At 58.8% G+C, this 15,122-nt stretch carries 15 protein-coding genes; 10 read left to right on the top strand and 5 right to left on the bottom strand.

Annotation, left to right across the window (positions count from 1 at the left end):
* Positions 1–101 precede the first annotated feature (101 nt).
* From D1820_RS16620 to D1820_RS16600, 5 genes are all read left to right on the top strand, one after another.
* Positions 102–1,067 (top strand): NAD(P)-dependent oxidoreductase, encoded by a 966-nt coding sequence (locus D1820_RS16620; RefSeq protein ID WP_118069807.1) that lies wholly within the window; start codon positions 102–104, stop codon positions 1,065–1,067.
* A gap of 183 nt (positions 1,068–1,250) precedes the next feature.
* On the top strand, positions 1,251–2,063 hold the full coding sequence (locus D1820_RS16615) for an IclR family transcriptional regulator (protein ID WP_118069806.1): 813 nt from the start codon (positions 1,251–1,253) through the stop codon (positions 2,061–2,063).
* 21 nt (positions 2,064–2,084) lie between these two features.
* Positions 2,085–3,395 carry a selenium-binding protein SBP56-related protein gene (locus D1820_RS16610; protein WP_118069805.1) on the top strand — a complete coding sequence of 437 codons (1,311 nt, stop codon included), beginning with the start codon at positions 2,085–2,087 and terminating at the stop codon, positions 3,393–3,395.
* 71 nt (positions 3,396–3,466) lie between these two features.
* Positions 3,467–4,216: an SCO family protein gene (locus D1820_RS16605; RefSeq protein WP_118069804.1), complete on the top strand. Its 750-nt coding sequence runs from the start codon at positions 3,467–3,469 to the stop codon at positions 4,214–4,216.
* Positions 4,213–5,466, top strand: a complete 1,254-nt coding sequence (locus tag D1820_RS16600) for a cytochrome-c peroxidase (RefSeq protein WP_118069803.1) — start codon at positions 4,213–4,215, stop codon at positions 5,464–5,466. Before D1820_RS16605 ends, D1820_RS16600 begins: the two co-directional genes overlap by 4 nt.
* A 4-nt stretch (positions 5,467–5,470) precedes the next feature.
* Here the strand turns inward: D1820_RS16600 and D1820_RS16595 are convergent, their stop codons facing one another.
* Positions 5,471–5,926, bottom strand: a complete 456-nt coding sequence (locus D1820_RS16595) for an Lrp/AsnC family transcriptional regulator (RefSeq protein WP_024098143.1) — start codon at positions 5,924–5,926, stop codon at positions 5,471–5,473.
* Positions 5,927–6,073: 147 nt separating this feature from the next.
* On the opposite strand from D1820_RS16595, the gene D1820_RS16590 reads away from it, so the two are divergent.
* On the top strand, positions 6,074–6,508 hold the full coding sequence (locus D1820_RS16590) for a universal stress protein (RefSeq protein ID WP_096870718.1): 435 nt from the start codon (positions 6,074–6,076) through the stop codon (positions 6,506–6,508).
* A gap of 19 nt (positions 6,509–6,527) precedes the next feature.
* On the top strand, positions 6,528–8,072 hold the full coding sequence (locus D1820_RS16585; RefSeq protein WP_118069802.1) for a sodium:alanine symporter family protein: 1,545 nt from the start codon (positions 6,528–6,530) through the stop codon (positions 8,070–8,072).
* Between the two features lie 53 nt (positions 8,073–8,125).
* On the opposite strand, the gene D1820_RS16580 is transcribed toward D1820_RS16585, so the two are convergent.
* Entirely contained in the window at positions 8,126–10,483 is a 2,358-nt protein-coding gene (locus D1820_RS16580; RefSeq protein ID WP_118069801.1) for a Hint domain-containing protein, read from the bottom strand.
* Between the two features lie 409 nt (positions 10,484–10,892).
* Between D1820_RS16580 and mscL the strand changes: the two genes are divergently transcribed.
* Both mscL and D1820_RS16570 read left to right on the top strand, forming a co-directional pair.
* Positions 10,893–11,327: a large conductance mechanosensitive channel protein MscL gene (gene mscL / locus D1820_RS16575; RefSeq protein ID WP_027247836.1), complete on the top strand. Its 435-nt coding sequence runs from the start codon at positions 10,893–10,895 to the stop codon at positions 11,325–11,327.
* Positions 11,328–11,456: 129 nt separating this feature from the next.
* Entirely contained in the window at positions 11,457–12,263 is an 807-nt protein-coding gene (locus D1820_RS16570) for a mechanosensitive ion channel family protein (RefSeq protein WP_024098148.1), read from the top strand.
* 53 nt (positions 12,264–12,316) lie between these two features.
* On the opposite strand, the gene D1820_RS16565 is transcribed toward D1820_RS16570, so the two are convergent.
* The 3 genes from D1820_RS16565 to D1820_RS16555 form a co-directional block, all read right to left on the bottom strand.
* Positions 12,317–12,844, bottom strand: a complete 528-nt coding sequence (locus D1820_RS16565; RefSeq protein ID WP_118069800.1) for a GNAT family N-acetyltransferase — start codon at positions 12,842–12,844, stop codon at positions 12,317–12,319.
* Positions 12,841–13,290: a YtoQ family protein gene (locus D1820_RS16560; protein WP_040181546.1), complete on the bottom strand. Its 450-nt coding sequence runs from the start codon at positions 13,288–13,290 to the stop codon at positions 12,841–12,843. Before D1820_RS16560 ends, D1820_RS16565 begins: the two co-directional genes overlap by 4 nt.
* A 164-nt stretch (positions 13,291–13,454) precedes the next feature.
* On the bottom strand, positions 13,455–14,090 hold the full coding sequence (locus tag D1820_RS16555) for a class I SAM-dependent methyltransferase (RefSeq protein ID WP_118069799.1): 636 nt from the start codon (positions 14,088–14,090) through the stop codon (positions 13,455–13,457).
* Positions 14,091–14,177: 87 nt separating this feature from the next.
* Between D1820_RS16555 and D1820_RS16550 the strand changes: the two genes are divergently transcribed.
* Entirely contained in the window at positions 14,178–15,056 is an 879-nt protein-coding gene (locus D1820_RS16550) for a LysR family transcriptional regulator (protein WP_118069798.1), read from the top strand.
* The last annotated feature ends 66 nt before the right edge of the window (positions 15,057–15,122 follow it).

Here is a 15,122-nt window from a genome sequence, read left to right as displayed (position 1 = left end):
GCGCGCCGAACAGCTGTTTTTCACTCGAAGAACTGCAATTTTTGTTCCTCTTTGCCCTGGTTCTTGGAATGCTCCTTGAAACAGCCAGCAGGGAGAGCGGCATGAAAGTAGGATTTATCGGTCTGGGAAACGTTGGTGGCAAGCTGAGTGGCAGCCTGCTGCGCAATGGCATTGATCTCAGCGTTTATGACCTGAATGCCGCGCTGGTTGCGAAGGCAGCGGCGGCGGGCGCCACTGCAGCAAATGACCCGGCAGAGCTGATGCGCAATTGCGACGCGGTGATCACCTGCCTGCCCTCGCCCACAGCCTCCGATCAGGTCATGCAACAGATGCTACCGGAGATTGGGCCCGGCAAAATCTGGATGGAGATGTCCACGACGGATGAGGCAGAGGTCAAACGCCTTGGCGCCATGGTCGAACAGGCGGGGGGAACCGCCGTGGACTGCCCCGTATCCGGTGGCTGTCACCGGGCGGACACCGGCAATATCTCGATCTTCGCCGGCTGCGACCGTGAGACCTTTGACCGGATCGCGCCGCTGCTGAAAACCATGGGACGGCGTATCCTGCATACAGGGCCAATCGGCTCAGCTTCGGTCCTGAAGGTGATCACCAACTATCTTGCAACCGCCAATCTTCTGACCTGCTGCGAGGCTTTGGTGACCGCAAAGGCCGCTGGAATGGATCTCAACACCGCCTATGAGGCGATCAAGATTTCCTCCGGCACCTCCTTTGTGCATGAAACCGAAAGCCAGGTGATCCTGAACGGATCCCGCGATATTTCCTTCACCATGGATCTGGTCTCAAAGGATATTGGCCTCTTTCAGGCCGTTGCTGATCGCCATGAGGTGCCGTTGGAGATCAACCCTCTGATGATCAAGATCTTCAAAGACGGCGAGGCCCGGTTTGGCAGCCGGGAGCTGTCCCCAAACATCATCAGACGGCTGGAAGAGGCCACCGGCCTGAAGATCACGGCCCCCGGGTTTCCGCCTGAGATGACGGATGAGGAGCCTGAGGAACCCGGTTACGAGATCATCCCCACTGGTCGCGCTGGCGGCGCGGGCCAATAAACCCTCTGCGCTGGCCCCCTTCAAAGGCGGCGACTTACCGCCGCCTTCTGTCTGCAGCCGGCCCTGATCCGGACGAACTCTTGCGCGTATCAAGACCTACTGACACATCATAAGGTTGTGAAACCTCTTGCCAGAGTCAATTTTCCCGAATTACGATACAAGTGTCCGTATCTTGGGAATCGCATGCAGGACCGACAGATCCTTCTTCTGGAAGCGGTAGCCTCCTCCGCCTCACCGGTAAGCGCAAGCGAACTGGCCCAGATGACAGCGACCCCCCGTGCCAGCCTTTATCGCCATATCGCCGCGCTGCTTGAATGCGGCTTTCTGGAGGAAACCGAGACCGGCAGCCGGTATATTCTGGGACTGCGACTCATCAAGATCGCGCTGACGGGAAAGTCCGACACCCATGTCATTAACGCGGTCTCTGCCGTGTTGCAGCGGGTGGTGAAGGATCTGGGAGAGACCGCGTTTCTGGCGCGCTATCGCAGCGGTCGCGTTGATCTGATCCACACGCAGGTGCCGGCGGATCCCTCGGTTCCCTATATCTATCCAGGGTTAGGGGTCCGCCCGGTTCATGCCTGCTCTTCGGCCAAGGCAATTGCCGCCTTTCTCGCGCCGGAGCTTCAGCAAGACCTGATCGACACGTTGCCGATGCGCTTTACCGACAAGACACGCACTGAGCCGGAGCAGATTGCCCGCGAGTTACAGCAGGTGCGTCTCTACGGTTATGCCACCTGCGATGGTGAGATTGACAACGGGGTCACCAGCGTTGCGGTGCCAATCATTGTCGACCGGCTTGGCGCCATTTTTTCGATGGGAGTGGTCGGTCCAACCAGCCGTATCACACCTGCCATCCAGCCCAGAATTTTACCCATTCTCACAAAACAAGCCATTCATGCCGCGGCGGCCATTCAACATTGCTCGGTCGCTCATGCGGAAACCACAAATGTCAATTCACTGGCGGCTGCACAGGAACGGGCCAGCCAACCACACTGATTTTTTGAAGGGAGAGAGAACATGAACAGAAGAGAATTCGGCGGATTATCCGCCGCTGCGCTGGCCATGGCTGGTCCGTTTCGCGCCTTTGCGGATGAGACCTGTCAGTCCCCTTACATGCCCAAGATTACGGGTCAGGAAGAATTCGTCTATGTCTGGACCCTCGGAGTGGAGGGAATGGGAGACGAGCAAGATAAAATGGTAACCGTTGACCTGCGCCCCGGCTCGCCAACCTGCGGGGAGGTCATACACAGTCTCTCAGTCGGTGGTCGGAACGAGGCCCATCATGGCGGCTTCTCAGCTGATCGTCGTTATTTCTGGACTGGCGGGCTTGATACCAATCGCATCTTCATCTTCGATATTCACAGCGATCCTGCAGCGCCCAAGCTGCATAAGGTGATCGATACATTTGTTGCGGATTCCGGCGGTGTGGTTGGTCCCCACACGTTTTTTGCCCTGCCCGGCAGCATGATGATCACCGGGCTGAGCAATCAGGACGACCACGGCGGCCGAACGGCGCTGGTCGAATATAATGATGACGGGGACTATATCGCCACCTATTGGATGCCCACTGCTGATGACATGCAAGGGGCCGTCGCGGTCGATGGCGCGGTTGCGGATGGTTATGGCTATGACATTCGCGCCCTGATCCGCAAGAACGTGATGCTCACCTCGTCCTTCACGGGCTGGTCAAACTACATGATGGATTTCGGGCAGATGCTGCAGGACGCCGAGGCGATGAAACGCTTTGGCAACAGCATGGTGCTCTGGGATCTGCACACCCGTCAGCCCCGCAAGGTATTCAACGTGCCCGGCGCGCCGCTCGAAGTGCGCTTCCCTTGGGGGCCAAATGCCAATTACGCTTTCTCGACCACCGCACTCACCTCGCAGCTCTGGCTGATCTATGAGGATGAAGATGGCGAATGGCAGGCCAAATCGGTGGCAGACATCGGCAACCCCGAAGATATCCCGCTGCCCGTCGACATCTCCATCGCCGCCGATGATCAAACGCTTTGGGTCAATTCTTTCATGGATGGAAAGACCCGGCTGTTTGATATCTCCGACCCGCATAACCCGGCACAGATCTATGAGAAAACCATTGACCGACAGGTCAATATGGTCAGCCAGAGCTGGGACGGCAAACGGGTCTATTTCTCCTCTTCCTTGCTCGCCAATTGGGACAAGAAGGGCGAGGACGATGTGCAATACCTGAGGGCCTACAACTGGGACGGCAAAGAACTGGTCGAGGATTTCAACATCGACTTCTACGCCGCAGGCCTGGGTCGCGCGCACATCATGCGCTTTGGCAGCGCCGCGCTCTATTCCGCTTAAGAGACTGCTTTGGGGCGGTATGCTGCCGCCCCGATCTCCCCTCGCGGACCTCACCTTGCCGGAGGAACTCCATGCGCAAGAAAACTCTCGCCGTTTCCATAGCCGCTGCTGCGGTGGTGCTGACAGGTGTCGTGGCCCTGGCCGGAACCTGGCGCCCTGCGGATCTGATGGCACGGTTGATGCCCGCTGCATTGAGGGCCACGCCTGCCCGCCTTTCGGAGGTATTCCCAAGCGATCCTGCCTTCCAGTTCAGCCCGCCGGAACCGGGATCTTATCGGCTGAACCGATTGAAACCTGCACCGGATGGCACGGTGCTGACTGCTGATGGCACTAGGGATCGGCTGCACCAACTGATCGATGGCAAGATCACGCTGATCAGTTTTGTCTATCTGACCTGCGGCGATGTTGATGGCTGTCCGCTAGCCTTCTCGACGCTTTATGACATTCACGACGCCAGCGCACAGCTTCCGGATCTGCGACAGGACGTTCAACTGATGACCATCAGCTTCGACCCAGAGCGCGACACGGTCGAGGCCATCGCGGCCTTCGCCCATCCGGTAAGCAGCGATCCTGCCAGTGCCCAAAAACTGGATTGGCAGGTGCTGACCACGCCGGATGCCGCGGCATTGCAGCCCCTGTTGGACGGGTTTGGGCAGGTCGTGGACCGTGGCGGCGCAGACGACCAGATCAACCATCTGCTGCGCATGTATCTGGTCGACCGACACGGCATGATCCGCAATGTTTACGGGCTGGGCCTGATTGACCCGCGTCTGTTGATGACGGATGTGGAAACACTGCTACTGGAAGAGGTCGGAAAGTGATCCGCCTCCCCGCCCTTCTGCGGCATTTCATGTCGTTCAATGCAGCCGCTGTGCTAGCGCTGGTTTTCGACGCGTCGATAGTTCTTGCCGACGGTGATACTCTGGCCGGGCCAAGCGATCTGCCGGTGCAAATCTCAGCTGACAGCTGCCCACGGCCAGCAGATGACGACTGGGCGGAGAGAGCCGCCAAACGCAGCCTGACACCGCAGCTGGGTCTGCCACCTTTGGCCTACCCGGCGGACAATCCTCCGACAGCGGCGCGGATTGCGCTGGGGCGGCAGATCTTCTTTGACCGCGCGCTGTCGATCAACAACACCATGTCCTGCGCAATGTGCCATGTGCCGGAACAGGGGTTTGCCAACTGGGAGCTCGCGACTTCGGTCGGCGTGGAGGGGCGCAGCGTGAAACGCAACGCGCCAAGCCTGATCAATGTAGGCCTGCTGAAACCGCTGTTTCACGATGGCCGCGATCCCATGCTGGAAACCCAGTTTATCGGGCCCCTCACCGCCCGAAACGAGATGGCCAACCCATCTGCCGGACGGGTCGTTTCCCACCTTCAAACCGACCATGCCTATAATACCTTGTTTCATGAGGCGTTTGGGGCGCCCGCCTCGCTAGACCGGATCGGCATGGCGCTGGCCGCCTACCAACGGGCGTTGACCGTCGGGAACAGCCCATTTGACCAGTGGTTCTATGGCGGTGATCCCTCTGCTGTATCACCCAACGCAAAACGCGGGTTCGAACTGTTTCGCGACAAGGCGGGATGTGTGTCCTGCCACAGCCTTGGCCCGGAGCATGCACTCTTCACCGATCAACAGTTTCACGACACCGGATATGGTCAGATGCGGGAGTTGGAACGTCAAAACCCACCGAAAACCCTGCCCGTTCAGGTCGCACCCGGCGTGATCCATCATGTGGACTATGACTTGGTCCGCGCGGTCAGCGGCCCGCGGGATGCTGATCTTGGGCGCTATGAGGTGACCGAGGAGCCGCAGGACCGATGGCGGTTCCGAACGCCAACGCTGCGCAACCTCGCTGTCTCGCCCCCCTATATGCACGACGGCGGGTTCAGCACGCTGGCTGAGGTGATTGACTATTACGACAGCGGTGGCGCAGGGCTGCCGGGTCAAGATCCGCGTGTGCGACCACTCGGCCTGAGCGACCGGGAGAAATCTGATCTTCTGGCGTTTCTCAGCACTCTGACCTCTTCGGGACTGGATTGTCTGGTGGCAGATGCCCGCCAGCCATGAAGCGCTAGTCCAGATGGTAGCCGCGAAACTCTTTCACGGTGGACACCCCGAGCAGCGTCTTCATCTGCGCAACCGACGGGATCTCCGACAATCGGTTGCGATAGAGTTTCTCATAAGCATCCGTATTGCGTGCAGCAACGCGCATCAGATAGTCGAATTCCCCTGAAATCAAATGACACTCCAGCACCTCGGGCATATGCGAAATGGCATCTTCAAACGCCTGAATATTCTCCCGCTGCTGGCTGACCAGCTTGATCTCGATAAAAATCTGCAGCTCAAGACCAACCTTCTTGCGATCCAGCCGCGCGGCGTAGCCTTCGATCATGCCATTGGCTTCCATCATCTTGACACGACGATGACATGCGGACAAAGACAGCCCAACTTTTTCCGACAGGCGGGCCATGGAGATCTGACCGTCCTGTTGCAAGGCGGAAAGAATGCGCGAATCCAGCAAGTCCATCGGAATTTTTCCCAATAGTTAATCGTTATCCGCACATTTTTCCGAAATTTTCCCAATACGCAAGGAAATCGAGAACCTTTCCTATCAACAACGTCTTAAAATTGAGACACTTCGTCACAGGGATGACGTAAACCAAGGGAGGGGCAGATGGCCTCAAAAATCGTAGTTGGCTACGACGGCAGCACAAGCGCGCGCACCGCGCTCAACTTTGCGCTGGACGTGGCAAAGGCACAGGGCGGCAGCATTGTTGTCGCGCATGTCCTGGAATGGTCACCGTATTCGTTTCTGTCCGCCTCCGAGCTGGCAGAGCGCCACAAGCGCCGTACGGAAGAGCTTGAGCGCGCCGAAACCGCATTGATTCAGCCGCTTCTCAAGGATCTGGAAACCAGCGGCGTGGATGTCACCGCCACGGTGAAATACGGCAATATCGCCGAAGTGCTGGTGACCATCGCCAAATCCGAAGGCGCCAATCACGTCGTTATCGGACGCACCGGCCACTCCGCGCTCTCGTCGCGGCTGTTTGGTTCGGTTGCAGGCAGCCTGGCGCAGGCTGCGCCGGTTCCGGTCACCATTGTCCCATAACTGATCGACAGGGGTCATCATGAACACTCTCTCAAAAGCGGCTGCTCTGGCCGCCCCCGGCGCCCTCGGGCTTTCGGGCCCGCTGATGGCACAGACCATCGACGAAAAGGTGAATGAGCTGTTTGCCAGCTCCACCGGCTGGTTTGTCAATTTCATCTTCAGCCCATTCCCCGGCACCAGCTTTCCCTGGATCGTTGCGTGGCTGGTGATTGCGGCAACCATTTTCACCATCTACTTCGGACTGATCCAGTTCCGCGCCTTCCCGCATTCGATTTCCTTGGTCAAAGGCGACTATTCGGATCCGAATGACGCAGGCGAAGTGAGCCATTTCCAAGCGCTGGCCACGGCTCTTTCTGGCACTGTCGGCCTTGGCAATATCGCCGGTGTTGCGGTTGCCGTTGGCATCGGTGGTCCCGGTGCGACATTCTGGATGATCCTCGCAGGCCTGATGGGCATGGCGTCGAAATTCACCGAATGTACGCTGGGTGTGAAGTACCGAAATGAATACCCCGATGGCACCGTCTCCGGTGGTCCGATGTACTATATGACCAAAGGTTTTGCCGCACGGGGCCTGCCCGGTGGTAAGTTCATGGCGGTTCTCTTCTCGATCTTCTGTATCCTCGGCGCCTTTGGCGGCGGCAACATGTTCCAGGCCAATCAGGCACATGCGCAGCTGACCAATGTGCTTGGCGACTATCCCGGTTGGATCACCGGCGTCATCTTTGCCGGTGTGGTCTTCGCCGTGATCATCGGCGGCCTGAAATCCATCGCCAGTGTCACCGAGAAGGTGGTGCCGTTCATGGGTGTCCTCTATGTGCTGACCGCACTTGTGATCATCTTGCTGAACTTCGACAAAATCGGCTGGGCCTTTGGCCAGATCTTCGACGGTGCCTTTACCGGTCTCGGCGTTGCAGGCGGTATGGTCGGGGCGTTGATTCAGGGTTTCAAACGCGCGGCCTTCTCCAACGAAGCCGGTGTTGGCTCGGCGGCGATTGCCCACTCCGCGGTGCGGACCAAAGAGCCGATCACCGAAGGTTTCGTCTCGCTTCTGGAGCCCTTCATCGACACTGTGGTCATCTGCACGATGACAGCGCTGGTGATCATCATCACCGGTCAGCTGGTCAGCGATCCTGAAACCGGTCTCTATGTGCTGAACGAAGCAGGCAGCGCCATCCAGACCGTCGATGGCAACTCCGGCGTGGCACTGACATCTGCGGCGTTCTCCTCCGCATTTGGCTGGTTCAAATACATCTTGGCCATCGCAGTGATCCTGTTTGCTTTCTCCACCATGATCAGCTGGTCCTACTATGGCCTCAAGGCCTGGACCTTCCTGTTTGGTGAAGGCAAGACCACTGAACTGGTGTTCAAAGTGATCTTCTGCCTGTTCGTCATCATCGGCGCCGCAGCCAGCCTGGGTCCGGTCATCGACTTCTCCGATGCGGCTATCTTTGCCATGGCAGTGGTCAATATCGTGGCACTCTACTTCCTGATGCCCATCGTCAAAGGCGAGCTGAACAGCTATCTGGCCCGCCTCAAAACTGGTGAAATCAAGAAGTACCAGTAACGAAATCGACCCGGCTGCGAATAGTGGCCGGGTCCTCCTCCTCTGTTGGGGTCTTACCTGATATTGCCATGTCCTGAGGACAACAGCACACGTGCCTCGTGGCTGCGCAGGGATCGCCGCGCCGTTGGGAAGGCGCGCCCCATGCTCTCCAGCTCCGGGAACAGATGGCACAATTCGGACCGCTGGGCCGCATCCATGCCCGACAGCGTGAGATCGCCCGGCTGGAAACTCTCGCTCCAGGCGCCATCCACACAGATAATTTCGTGCTGATCAAACAGCAGATGGATGTAGGTTACATCCATCGTCCGCGCGCGGCGGATATCGCGATCATTGAGCAGATGCACCGCCGCCACCAGCACCTCGTTGGACCCGAACAGCAATTCGGCGCGGCTTCCGGTCAGCAACATCCGGTGCTGCGGTGACACCATCAGATCCCGGTTCGGCACAGGTTCGCCACCATCAGAACCCAGCGCACCTGCCTCGATGAGGATAGGTTGGAACTGCGGCCGCCGCGCAAGATCGTTGTTGGTCACGGTGCGGCGCGCGGTCCAGCGCAAGGTCTGCGGTCCGCCATCGCGCGTCACCACCCGGTCGCCCACCTCAAGCGCTTCCACCGGCACTGCGCCACCGGGGGTCAAAACGAGGCTGCCCGGAGTGAAACAGGGAATGACCTCTTCGATATTGGAGAACCTCAGCCTGCTGACAAAGTCCCCCTGATCATTTCGGACCTCAACCCGTCCGTCTTCCCGGTCGGCACTGGTGTAGACCACACGCGTATCGCCCAGCGCGCGCAGCTCACTGATATCTAGGCGATCATAGTCATCGCCACCTTCGCCGCCATCAACGACGTCTCCGGCCCCACCAACGAACAAGTCCCGATCGTCGTCACCGTAAAGGCTGTCATCGCCGGTTCCGCCGATCAGCGTATCAGCCCCGCTGCCGCCTTCGATGATGTCATCTTCGCTGCCGCCATCAAGTGAGTCACCACCCGCGCCGCCGCTCAGCCGGTCATATCCCTCGCCCCCCAGCAGCGTGTCATTGCCAACGCCACTGTTCATCACATCGTCGCCGCGACCGCCTTCCCCGTAGAAGGATGATCCGGCGGAGCTTCCGTCCAGAAAATCATTGCCATCGTCGAGGAAAATGCGATCGGAATCCTCATAGACACCGATGAAGGCCAGATCGTCACCGTCGCCGCCGTGGATCTCATCATTGCCCTGGCTGCCCGCCAGAATATCATTCCCGGCGCCGCCCCATACGGTATCCGTTCCCATGCTGCCGATCAGCGTGTCATTGCCATCTTCGCCATAGATCAGATCATCCTGATCACGGCCAAAAACATGGTCGTCGCCGTCACCGGCATAGATCAGATCATTGCCATATAGCCCTTCGAGCCGATCATTTCCGTCGCCACCGTAGAGCGTGTCATCGCCGTGGCCTGCAGTAATGGTATCATCGCCATCGCCGCCCAATAGGAGATCGTTGTCGTCACCGCTACTCAGTGAGTCATTGCCCGCGCCACCTTCCAGAGTGTCGCGTCCCGCACCACCCTCAAGTGTGTCGCCGTCACTACCCCCTTGCAGCAGGTCATTGCCAGCCCCGCCTTGCAGCAGATCACGTCCGCGACCACCGGAGAGCGTGTCACTGCCTGCGCCACCGTCAACAGAATCATTGCCTGCACCAGCATCAACGAAGTCGTTCCCCTCACCGGCCAGAACCGTATCGTCGCCACCCCCGGCTATAATCACATCATCCTGAGAGCCGTCAGCTGCATCCCCGCTGTCGACACGATCCCCTTCGGGGTCGCCCAGATAATCGATATCAATCCTCTCGCCTGCATCCGTGCCTTCCACGACATAGTCGAGTGCGGGCGGAATGGAGAAGGTGAAGTCCGAAAGCCCGGCACCACCGGAGATCGGCGCATCGCTGCCATTGTCAAAAGTCACATCCAGCTGCGAAATCGGCCCGTCAATCGCGACGCCGATATTGGCAGCTGTGCTGCCCTCACCTTCGATGGAGACTGTCCCGTCAGCATTGATCGTCACCTGATGGTGGGTCACCCCGGTCAGTCCCGCAATGACCTGTGCCGCAGGGATCAGAACGCCGCTGGCATCCAGAACCCGCAGGGTGAATTTGTCGTCGTGGGAGCTGCCATTGGAATTCACATGCTGCAGGTCAAACCGCAGATCGCTCACCGGATTGGAGAAACCATAGCTTGCGGTAATCGGCTCGCTGACACCAAAGGCACCGAAATCGGACACTTGGTAGCCGCTCTGGGAGCTGTCCCAGCTGCCCGGTGTGAAGGTCCCGGTCACGACGGTGGAGTTGCCGCCTTCGCTCAGCGTTGTTGAACCGTTCTGCGCAGCACCGTTGGCACCGGTCAACCAGATCGCATTGTCAAGAGTGGCCATATCTCACGTCTACCTTGTGCCTAACACTCACCCCGCAGTGACAAAGCCTGCGGATACCTTACCGCCGCCCCTTCCAAAGGAGCCGTCTGACATGTTGTCCCGTCCCACGACGCAATCAGCCGCCTGGCGCACAGGTCACAACACATCCCTTACGGAACGATTAACCCGCAAAGACGCCAGACGCGGGACCACTCTGGGGTCGACGCAAGTCCATTTTGCGTTGAGAATGTGGCGAAGGACGCAACCAGCAGCAGCCTCAAGGGTGGTTCGACGTGCCTACCCCTCGAATTTACAACGCAAAATCAATAGCCCTAGCCGCAAAAACCGGACTAGACTGCCACCAGGCAGCGCGCGGGTGCCCGCGTTGGCTGCTCAATAACAAAGTGGTTCGTTAACAGGGACAAGTAGCATGCTTCAGGAATTCAAAGACTTCATTGCCAAGGGCAATGTGATGGACATGGCCGTAGGTATCATCATCGGCGCAGCCTTTACGGCAATCGTCAAAAGCATGGTCAGCGACCTGATCAATCCGATCATCGGTGTCTTTACCGGCGGCGTCGATTTCACCAATTCTTATCTTGTACTGGCGGGCACTGTCCCTGAAGGCGCCAGCCTTGAGGCGGCACGAGAAGCCGGAGCCGCCGTTTTTGCCCACGGTGCCTTTTTGATGGCCGTCATCAATTTCCTGATCATTGCTTTCGTGGTGTTCATGCTCGTGCGCTATGTCAACCGCCTCAAAGACGCCGCCTTCAAGCAGGACGACGTTGCTCCAGCCGAGGAAGCCCCCGCTGGCCCAACCGAACTGGATGTGCTGTTGGAAATCCGCGACTCCCTGAAACGTTGATCTGCTGACATCTGATCTGCGGGTGACAGCCCAGCCGGGTCCGACTATGCCCGCAGCGAACGCACCGGCAACCGTCTGTTGCCGGTGATGGGTATTTCTATGAGATCGTGACAAGGACCAAACAACACTATGGAACAATGGATTGAACAGCTGGGTGCCCTTTGGCCCCTGCTCGTCAGCGCTGCCAAAGCGCTGGTCGTACTGGTTGTCGGCTGGATTGCAGCCGGCCTGATCAGCGGTGCAGTACGTCGTCGCATCAACGCCACCCCGCACCTTGACCAAACACTCGGCAACTTTGCCGCCAGTGCAGTGCGTTGGGTGTTGCTGGCCATCGTGCTGGTCGCCGTTCTGGGCATATTCGGGATCGAAGCCACCAGCCTGGTTGCAATGCTCGGCGCTGCAACACTTGCCATTGGCCTGGCCCTGCAGGGCACACTGAGCGATCTGGCTGCCGGGGTGATGCTGGTCATGTTCCGCCCCTATAAGCTGGGCCAATACGTCGATATTGGGGGCACCTCGGGAACAGTGGTGGATCTCAACCTCTTCGTGACAGAGCTGGTGACACCTGACAATGTTCAGATCATTATCCCCAACGGCCAGGCCTGGGGCGCGATCATCACCAACTACTCAGCGCATGATACGCGTCGCGTTGATATGGTCTTTGGCATCGATTACGGCGACAGCGCAGACGCGGCGAAGGAGATCATTCTCGATCTTGCGAACGCAGATGCGCGCGTCATGGCAGATCCTGCGCCTTGGGTGCGGGTTACCAATCTCGGCGACAGTTCGGTCGATCTGACAGCGCGTCTGTGGTGCAAGGCGGCCGACTACTGGGAGCTGAAATTCGCAATGACGCAAGCGGTCAAGGAAGCCTTCGACGACAAGGGGATCTCAATCCCCTATCCTCATAGCGTCGAAATCAAGAAAGAGGCCTGATCCGGCAACAGCCGCCCCGCCAAGCCTGCGGGGCGGCTTATTCGTCACATCGGTCAGCGCGTGATCGTGCGCGTCATCACCAGAGTCGGCTCCTCACGATAGAGCGCATCGTGGCTGGGCTGATACCCAAGCTTCTTGGCGACTTTCACCGAAGCTGCATTTTCAGGGTCCAGAAGACAGCAGGTGCGATCCCATTGCGTGGCCTCCGCAGCCCATCGATGCATCCGGTCAACCGCCTCTGTTGCCAACCCTTTCCCGTGGGCAGCAGGCATCAGGGCCCAACCGGCCTCCGGTACCGCGCCAATCGGTGGATCAATGTCACGGTGATAATCCGCAAACCCTGCTGCCCCGATATAGCGCCCGTCCTCTTGCAGCGTCACCGCCCAATAGCCAAAGCCAAGGGCCTGCCAGTGACCGATGTAGCGCAACAACCGGGTCCAGGTTTCTTCGCGGCTGGCTGGGCGACCGATTGTGTGGCGCACCACCACAGGATCCATCCATAGCGCCAGCAGCGCCTCGAAATCATCCAGCTGGTGCGGTCGCAGACGCAGGCGGTCCGTTGTCAGAGTTGGTCCTGTCACGCAGGCAGGCTCCCCTTCAGCACATAGCGCAGGATTTCGACAACTTGTGCTGGCTCCTTCGCCACGGCCAGTGCGGCTGCGTGAACCTCCTTCAAGGCGTGTTGATGCTCATCCTGTGACAGCACGATCAACGACTTACCAAGGGCTGCCGCATAACCGGCATCAAAAGCCGCGTTCCACTGTTTATACTTCTCACCAAATCGCACCACGACGATATCGGCCTCTTCGATCCCCTTGCGGGTCCGGATCGCGTTGATCTTGGCGCCCTTGTGATCATGCCAGAATTTGTTCGGCTCCGCCCCCAGAATGGCAACACCGCAATCGTCGCTGGCGTCGTGATCGGTCACGGGGCTGCTGAACTGCACGTCCAGATCCTTGGCCCCGGCGATGATCTGATCGCGCCAATCGGTGTGAATTTCACCTGAGAGATATATGCTCAACGTCACGAAATGTCCTTTCCTGCGCCAGCAATGGGCAGGCGCGGCCACGCCGTCGAATCCGCCTCACTGCTAGGGTCGCTCATTGATGGATGCCATTGAACCGGACAGAAAACCCGGTCGGCAAGCAGGCGGAGTATTCACCAGCCGAGGACCTTCGTCCAGCGCCGGGATTAACGGCGCCTTGCCACCAGGTAGCGACCTGGGGTGGACGCCGGATAATTGCCCGTCTCAACGATCTCGAACCCTGCCTGTTCAACCGCGCCCTCCAGATCTGCTACGCTGAGGAAACGCACGTTGCTCGGGGCCTGTCCAACCAGCCGCATAAGCGGGATCGCGGTCAGGAACATCCAATATTTGAAGCTGCCCCGTGCCTCACCCAGACAGGGCGTCTTGGAGATGAATAACTTGCCACTGGGCAGGCGCTCGGCAACCGACGAAAGCGCAGCGTCCAAATCCGGCACCAGATGCAACAGGTTGAAGGCCATCACGGCGTCAAACAGTCCGGCGGGCAACCCATCATCGGCGCATTGTTCAAACCGAATATTATCTGCTCCCGCCTCGGCAGCCCTGTCGCGGCCAATATCAAGCATGGCATCCGACAGATCGGTTGCGGTGATCCTTCCAACTGCATCTGACAGTGCGATTGCTGTCGACCCAGTCCCACAGCCGATTTCCAACGCATGATCCGCCGCCGTGAGATAGGATCTGGTCCGCTCCAATGTGTATTGATAGGCGGCTTCATCCCTGATCTTTGATTTGGCGTATCTTGGGGCTATCCGGTTCCAGAAGCGCGCGTCGGCTGTCATCAGTCTTCTCCTTGAATGAGGATGGTTTACCCATACAGGAACCAGCAATAAATTGCTGAAATTCGCAAGGGTGCTATACATTTCCGCATGGATGATCCGGACTGGAACCACATTCGCGCCTTTTTGGCGACCGCTGAGACAGGCTCTTTGTCTGCAGGGGCGCGCAAACTGGGCCTGACCCAACCGACCCTGTCGCGACAGGTTGCAGCGCTTGAGGCAGACCTCGGAGTTCTGCTGTTCGAACGATTGGGGCGCGGTCTCGCGCTAACCTCGGCCGGACATGACCTGCTGAGCCACAGCCGCAAAATGGGAGACGCCGCGGAGGCACTGTCGCTCGCCGCCACCGGGCAGGCGCAAGCTATTGAGGGCACGGTCCGAATAACCGCAAGCGACGTTATGTCGGCCTATGTGCTGCCGCCGGTCCTCCACCAGCTGAGACAACGCGCGCCACGGCTGACGATAGATGTGGTGGCTGCAAATGACATTCGCGATCTGATGCGGCGCGAGGCGGATATCGCCATCCGCCACGTGCGCCCGGATCAGCCCGAGCTGATTGCCCGTCTGGTCAGAGAGTCACACGCCCATTTCTACGCTGCCACCAGTTATCTGGAGCGCCGGGGCCGCCCGCAATCACCCGAAGAGATGTCGCGTCATGATTTTGTGGGATTCGCCGATCTCGAGCGGTCGATTGAGTTCATGGCCCCACTCGGCATCCACCTGACAGCGCAAAACTTTCGGATCAGTTCCACCAGCGGCCTTGCCTCCTGGGAGTTGGTCAAACAGGGGTTTGGCATCTGTCCGATGATGACAGCTGTGGCAGATCCAACGCCCGGGATCGAACGACTGCTGCCCGGTCTGGCACCAATCACCTTTCCGATCTGGCTGACCACCCATCGGGAACTGCACACCAGCCGGAAAATCCGGCTGGTCTTTGATCTGCTCGCCGACTTCCTCGGCCACATATAAAAACGCGCCCGAAACCGGGCGGGTTTTCCAAGTCATACGGTCAGATCGGACCAATTGCCCTCAGTC

The sequence above is a fragment of the Phaeobacter sp. LSS9 genome (assembly GCF_003443595.1).
Lineage (GTDB): Bacteria > Pseudomonadota > Alphaproteobacteria > Rhodobacterales > Rhodobacteraceae > Phaeobacter > Phaeobacter piscinae.
Note: the sequence above shows the minus strand (reverse complement) of the source record. Positions and strands in the feature narration are given on the sequence as shown.

Excerpts from the sequence above, each read along its gene's own strand:
- D1820_RS16595 (WP_024098143.1), bottom strand. The coding sequence starts at position 5,926 with ATGGACTTGCTGGATTCGCGCATTCTTTCCGCCTTGCAACAGGACGGT.
- D1820_RS16570 (WP_024098148.1), top strand. The coding sequence starts at position 11,457 with ATGGAACAATGGATTGAACAGCTGGGTGCCCTTTGGCCCCTGCTCGTC.
- D1820_RS16605 (WP_118069804.1), top strand. The coding sequence starts at position 3,467 with ATGCGCAAGAAAACTCTCGCCGTTTCCATAGCCGCTGCTGCGGTGGTG.
- D1820_RS16555 (WP_118069799.1), bottom strand. The coding sequence starts at position 14,090 with ATGACAGCCGACGCGCGCTTCTGGAACCGGATAGCCCCAAGATACGCC.
- D1820_RS16580 (WP_118069801.1), bottom strand. The coding sequence starts at position 10,483 with ATGGCCACTCTTGACAATGCGATCTGGTTGACCGGTGCCAACGGTGCT.
- D1820_RS16620 (WP_118069807.1), top strand. The coding sequence starts at position 102 with ATGAAAGTAGGATTTATCGGTCTGGGAAACGTTGGTGGCAAGCTGAGT.
- D1820_RS16590 (WP_096870718.1), top strand. The coding sequence starts at position 6,074 with ATGGCCTCAAAAATCGTAGTTGGCTACGACGGCAGCACAAGCGCGCGC.
- D1820_RS16615 (WP_118069806.1), top strand. The coding sequence starts at position 1,251 with ATGCAGGACCGACAGATCCTTCTTCTGGAAGCGGTAGCCTCCTCCGCC.
- D1820_RS16550 (WP_118069798.1), top strand. The coding sequence starts at position 14,178 with ATGGATGATCCGGACTGGAACCACATTCGCGCCTTTTTGGCGACCGCT.
- mscL (WP_027247836.1), top strand. The coding sequence starts at position 10,893 with ATGCTTCAGGAATTCAAAGACTTCATTGCCAAGGGCAATGTGATGGAC.
- D1820_RS16610 (WP_118069805.1), top strand. The coding sequence starts at position 2,085 with ATGAACAGAAGAGAATTCGGCGGATTATCCGCCGCTGCGCTGGCCATG.
- D1820_RS16585 (WP_118069802.1), top strand. The coding sequence starts at position 6,528 with ATGAACACTCTCTCAAAAGCGGCTGCTCTGGCCGCCCCCGGCGCCCTC.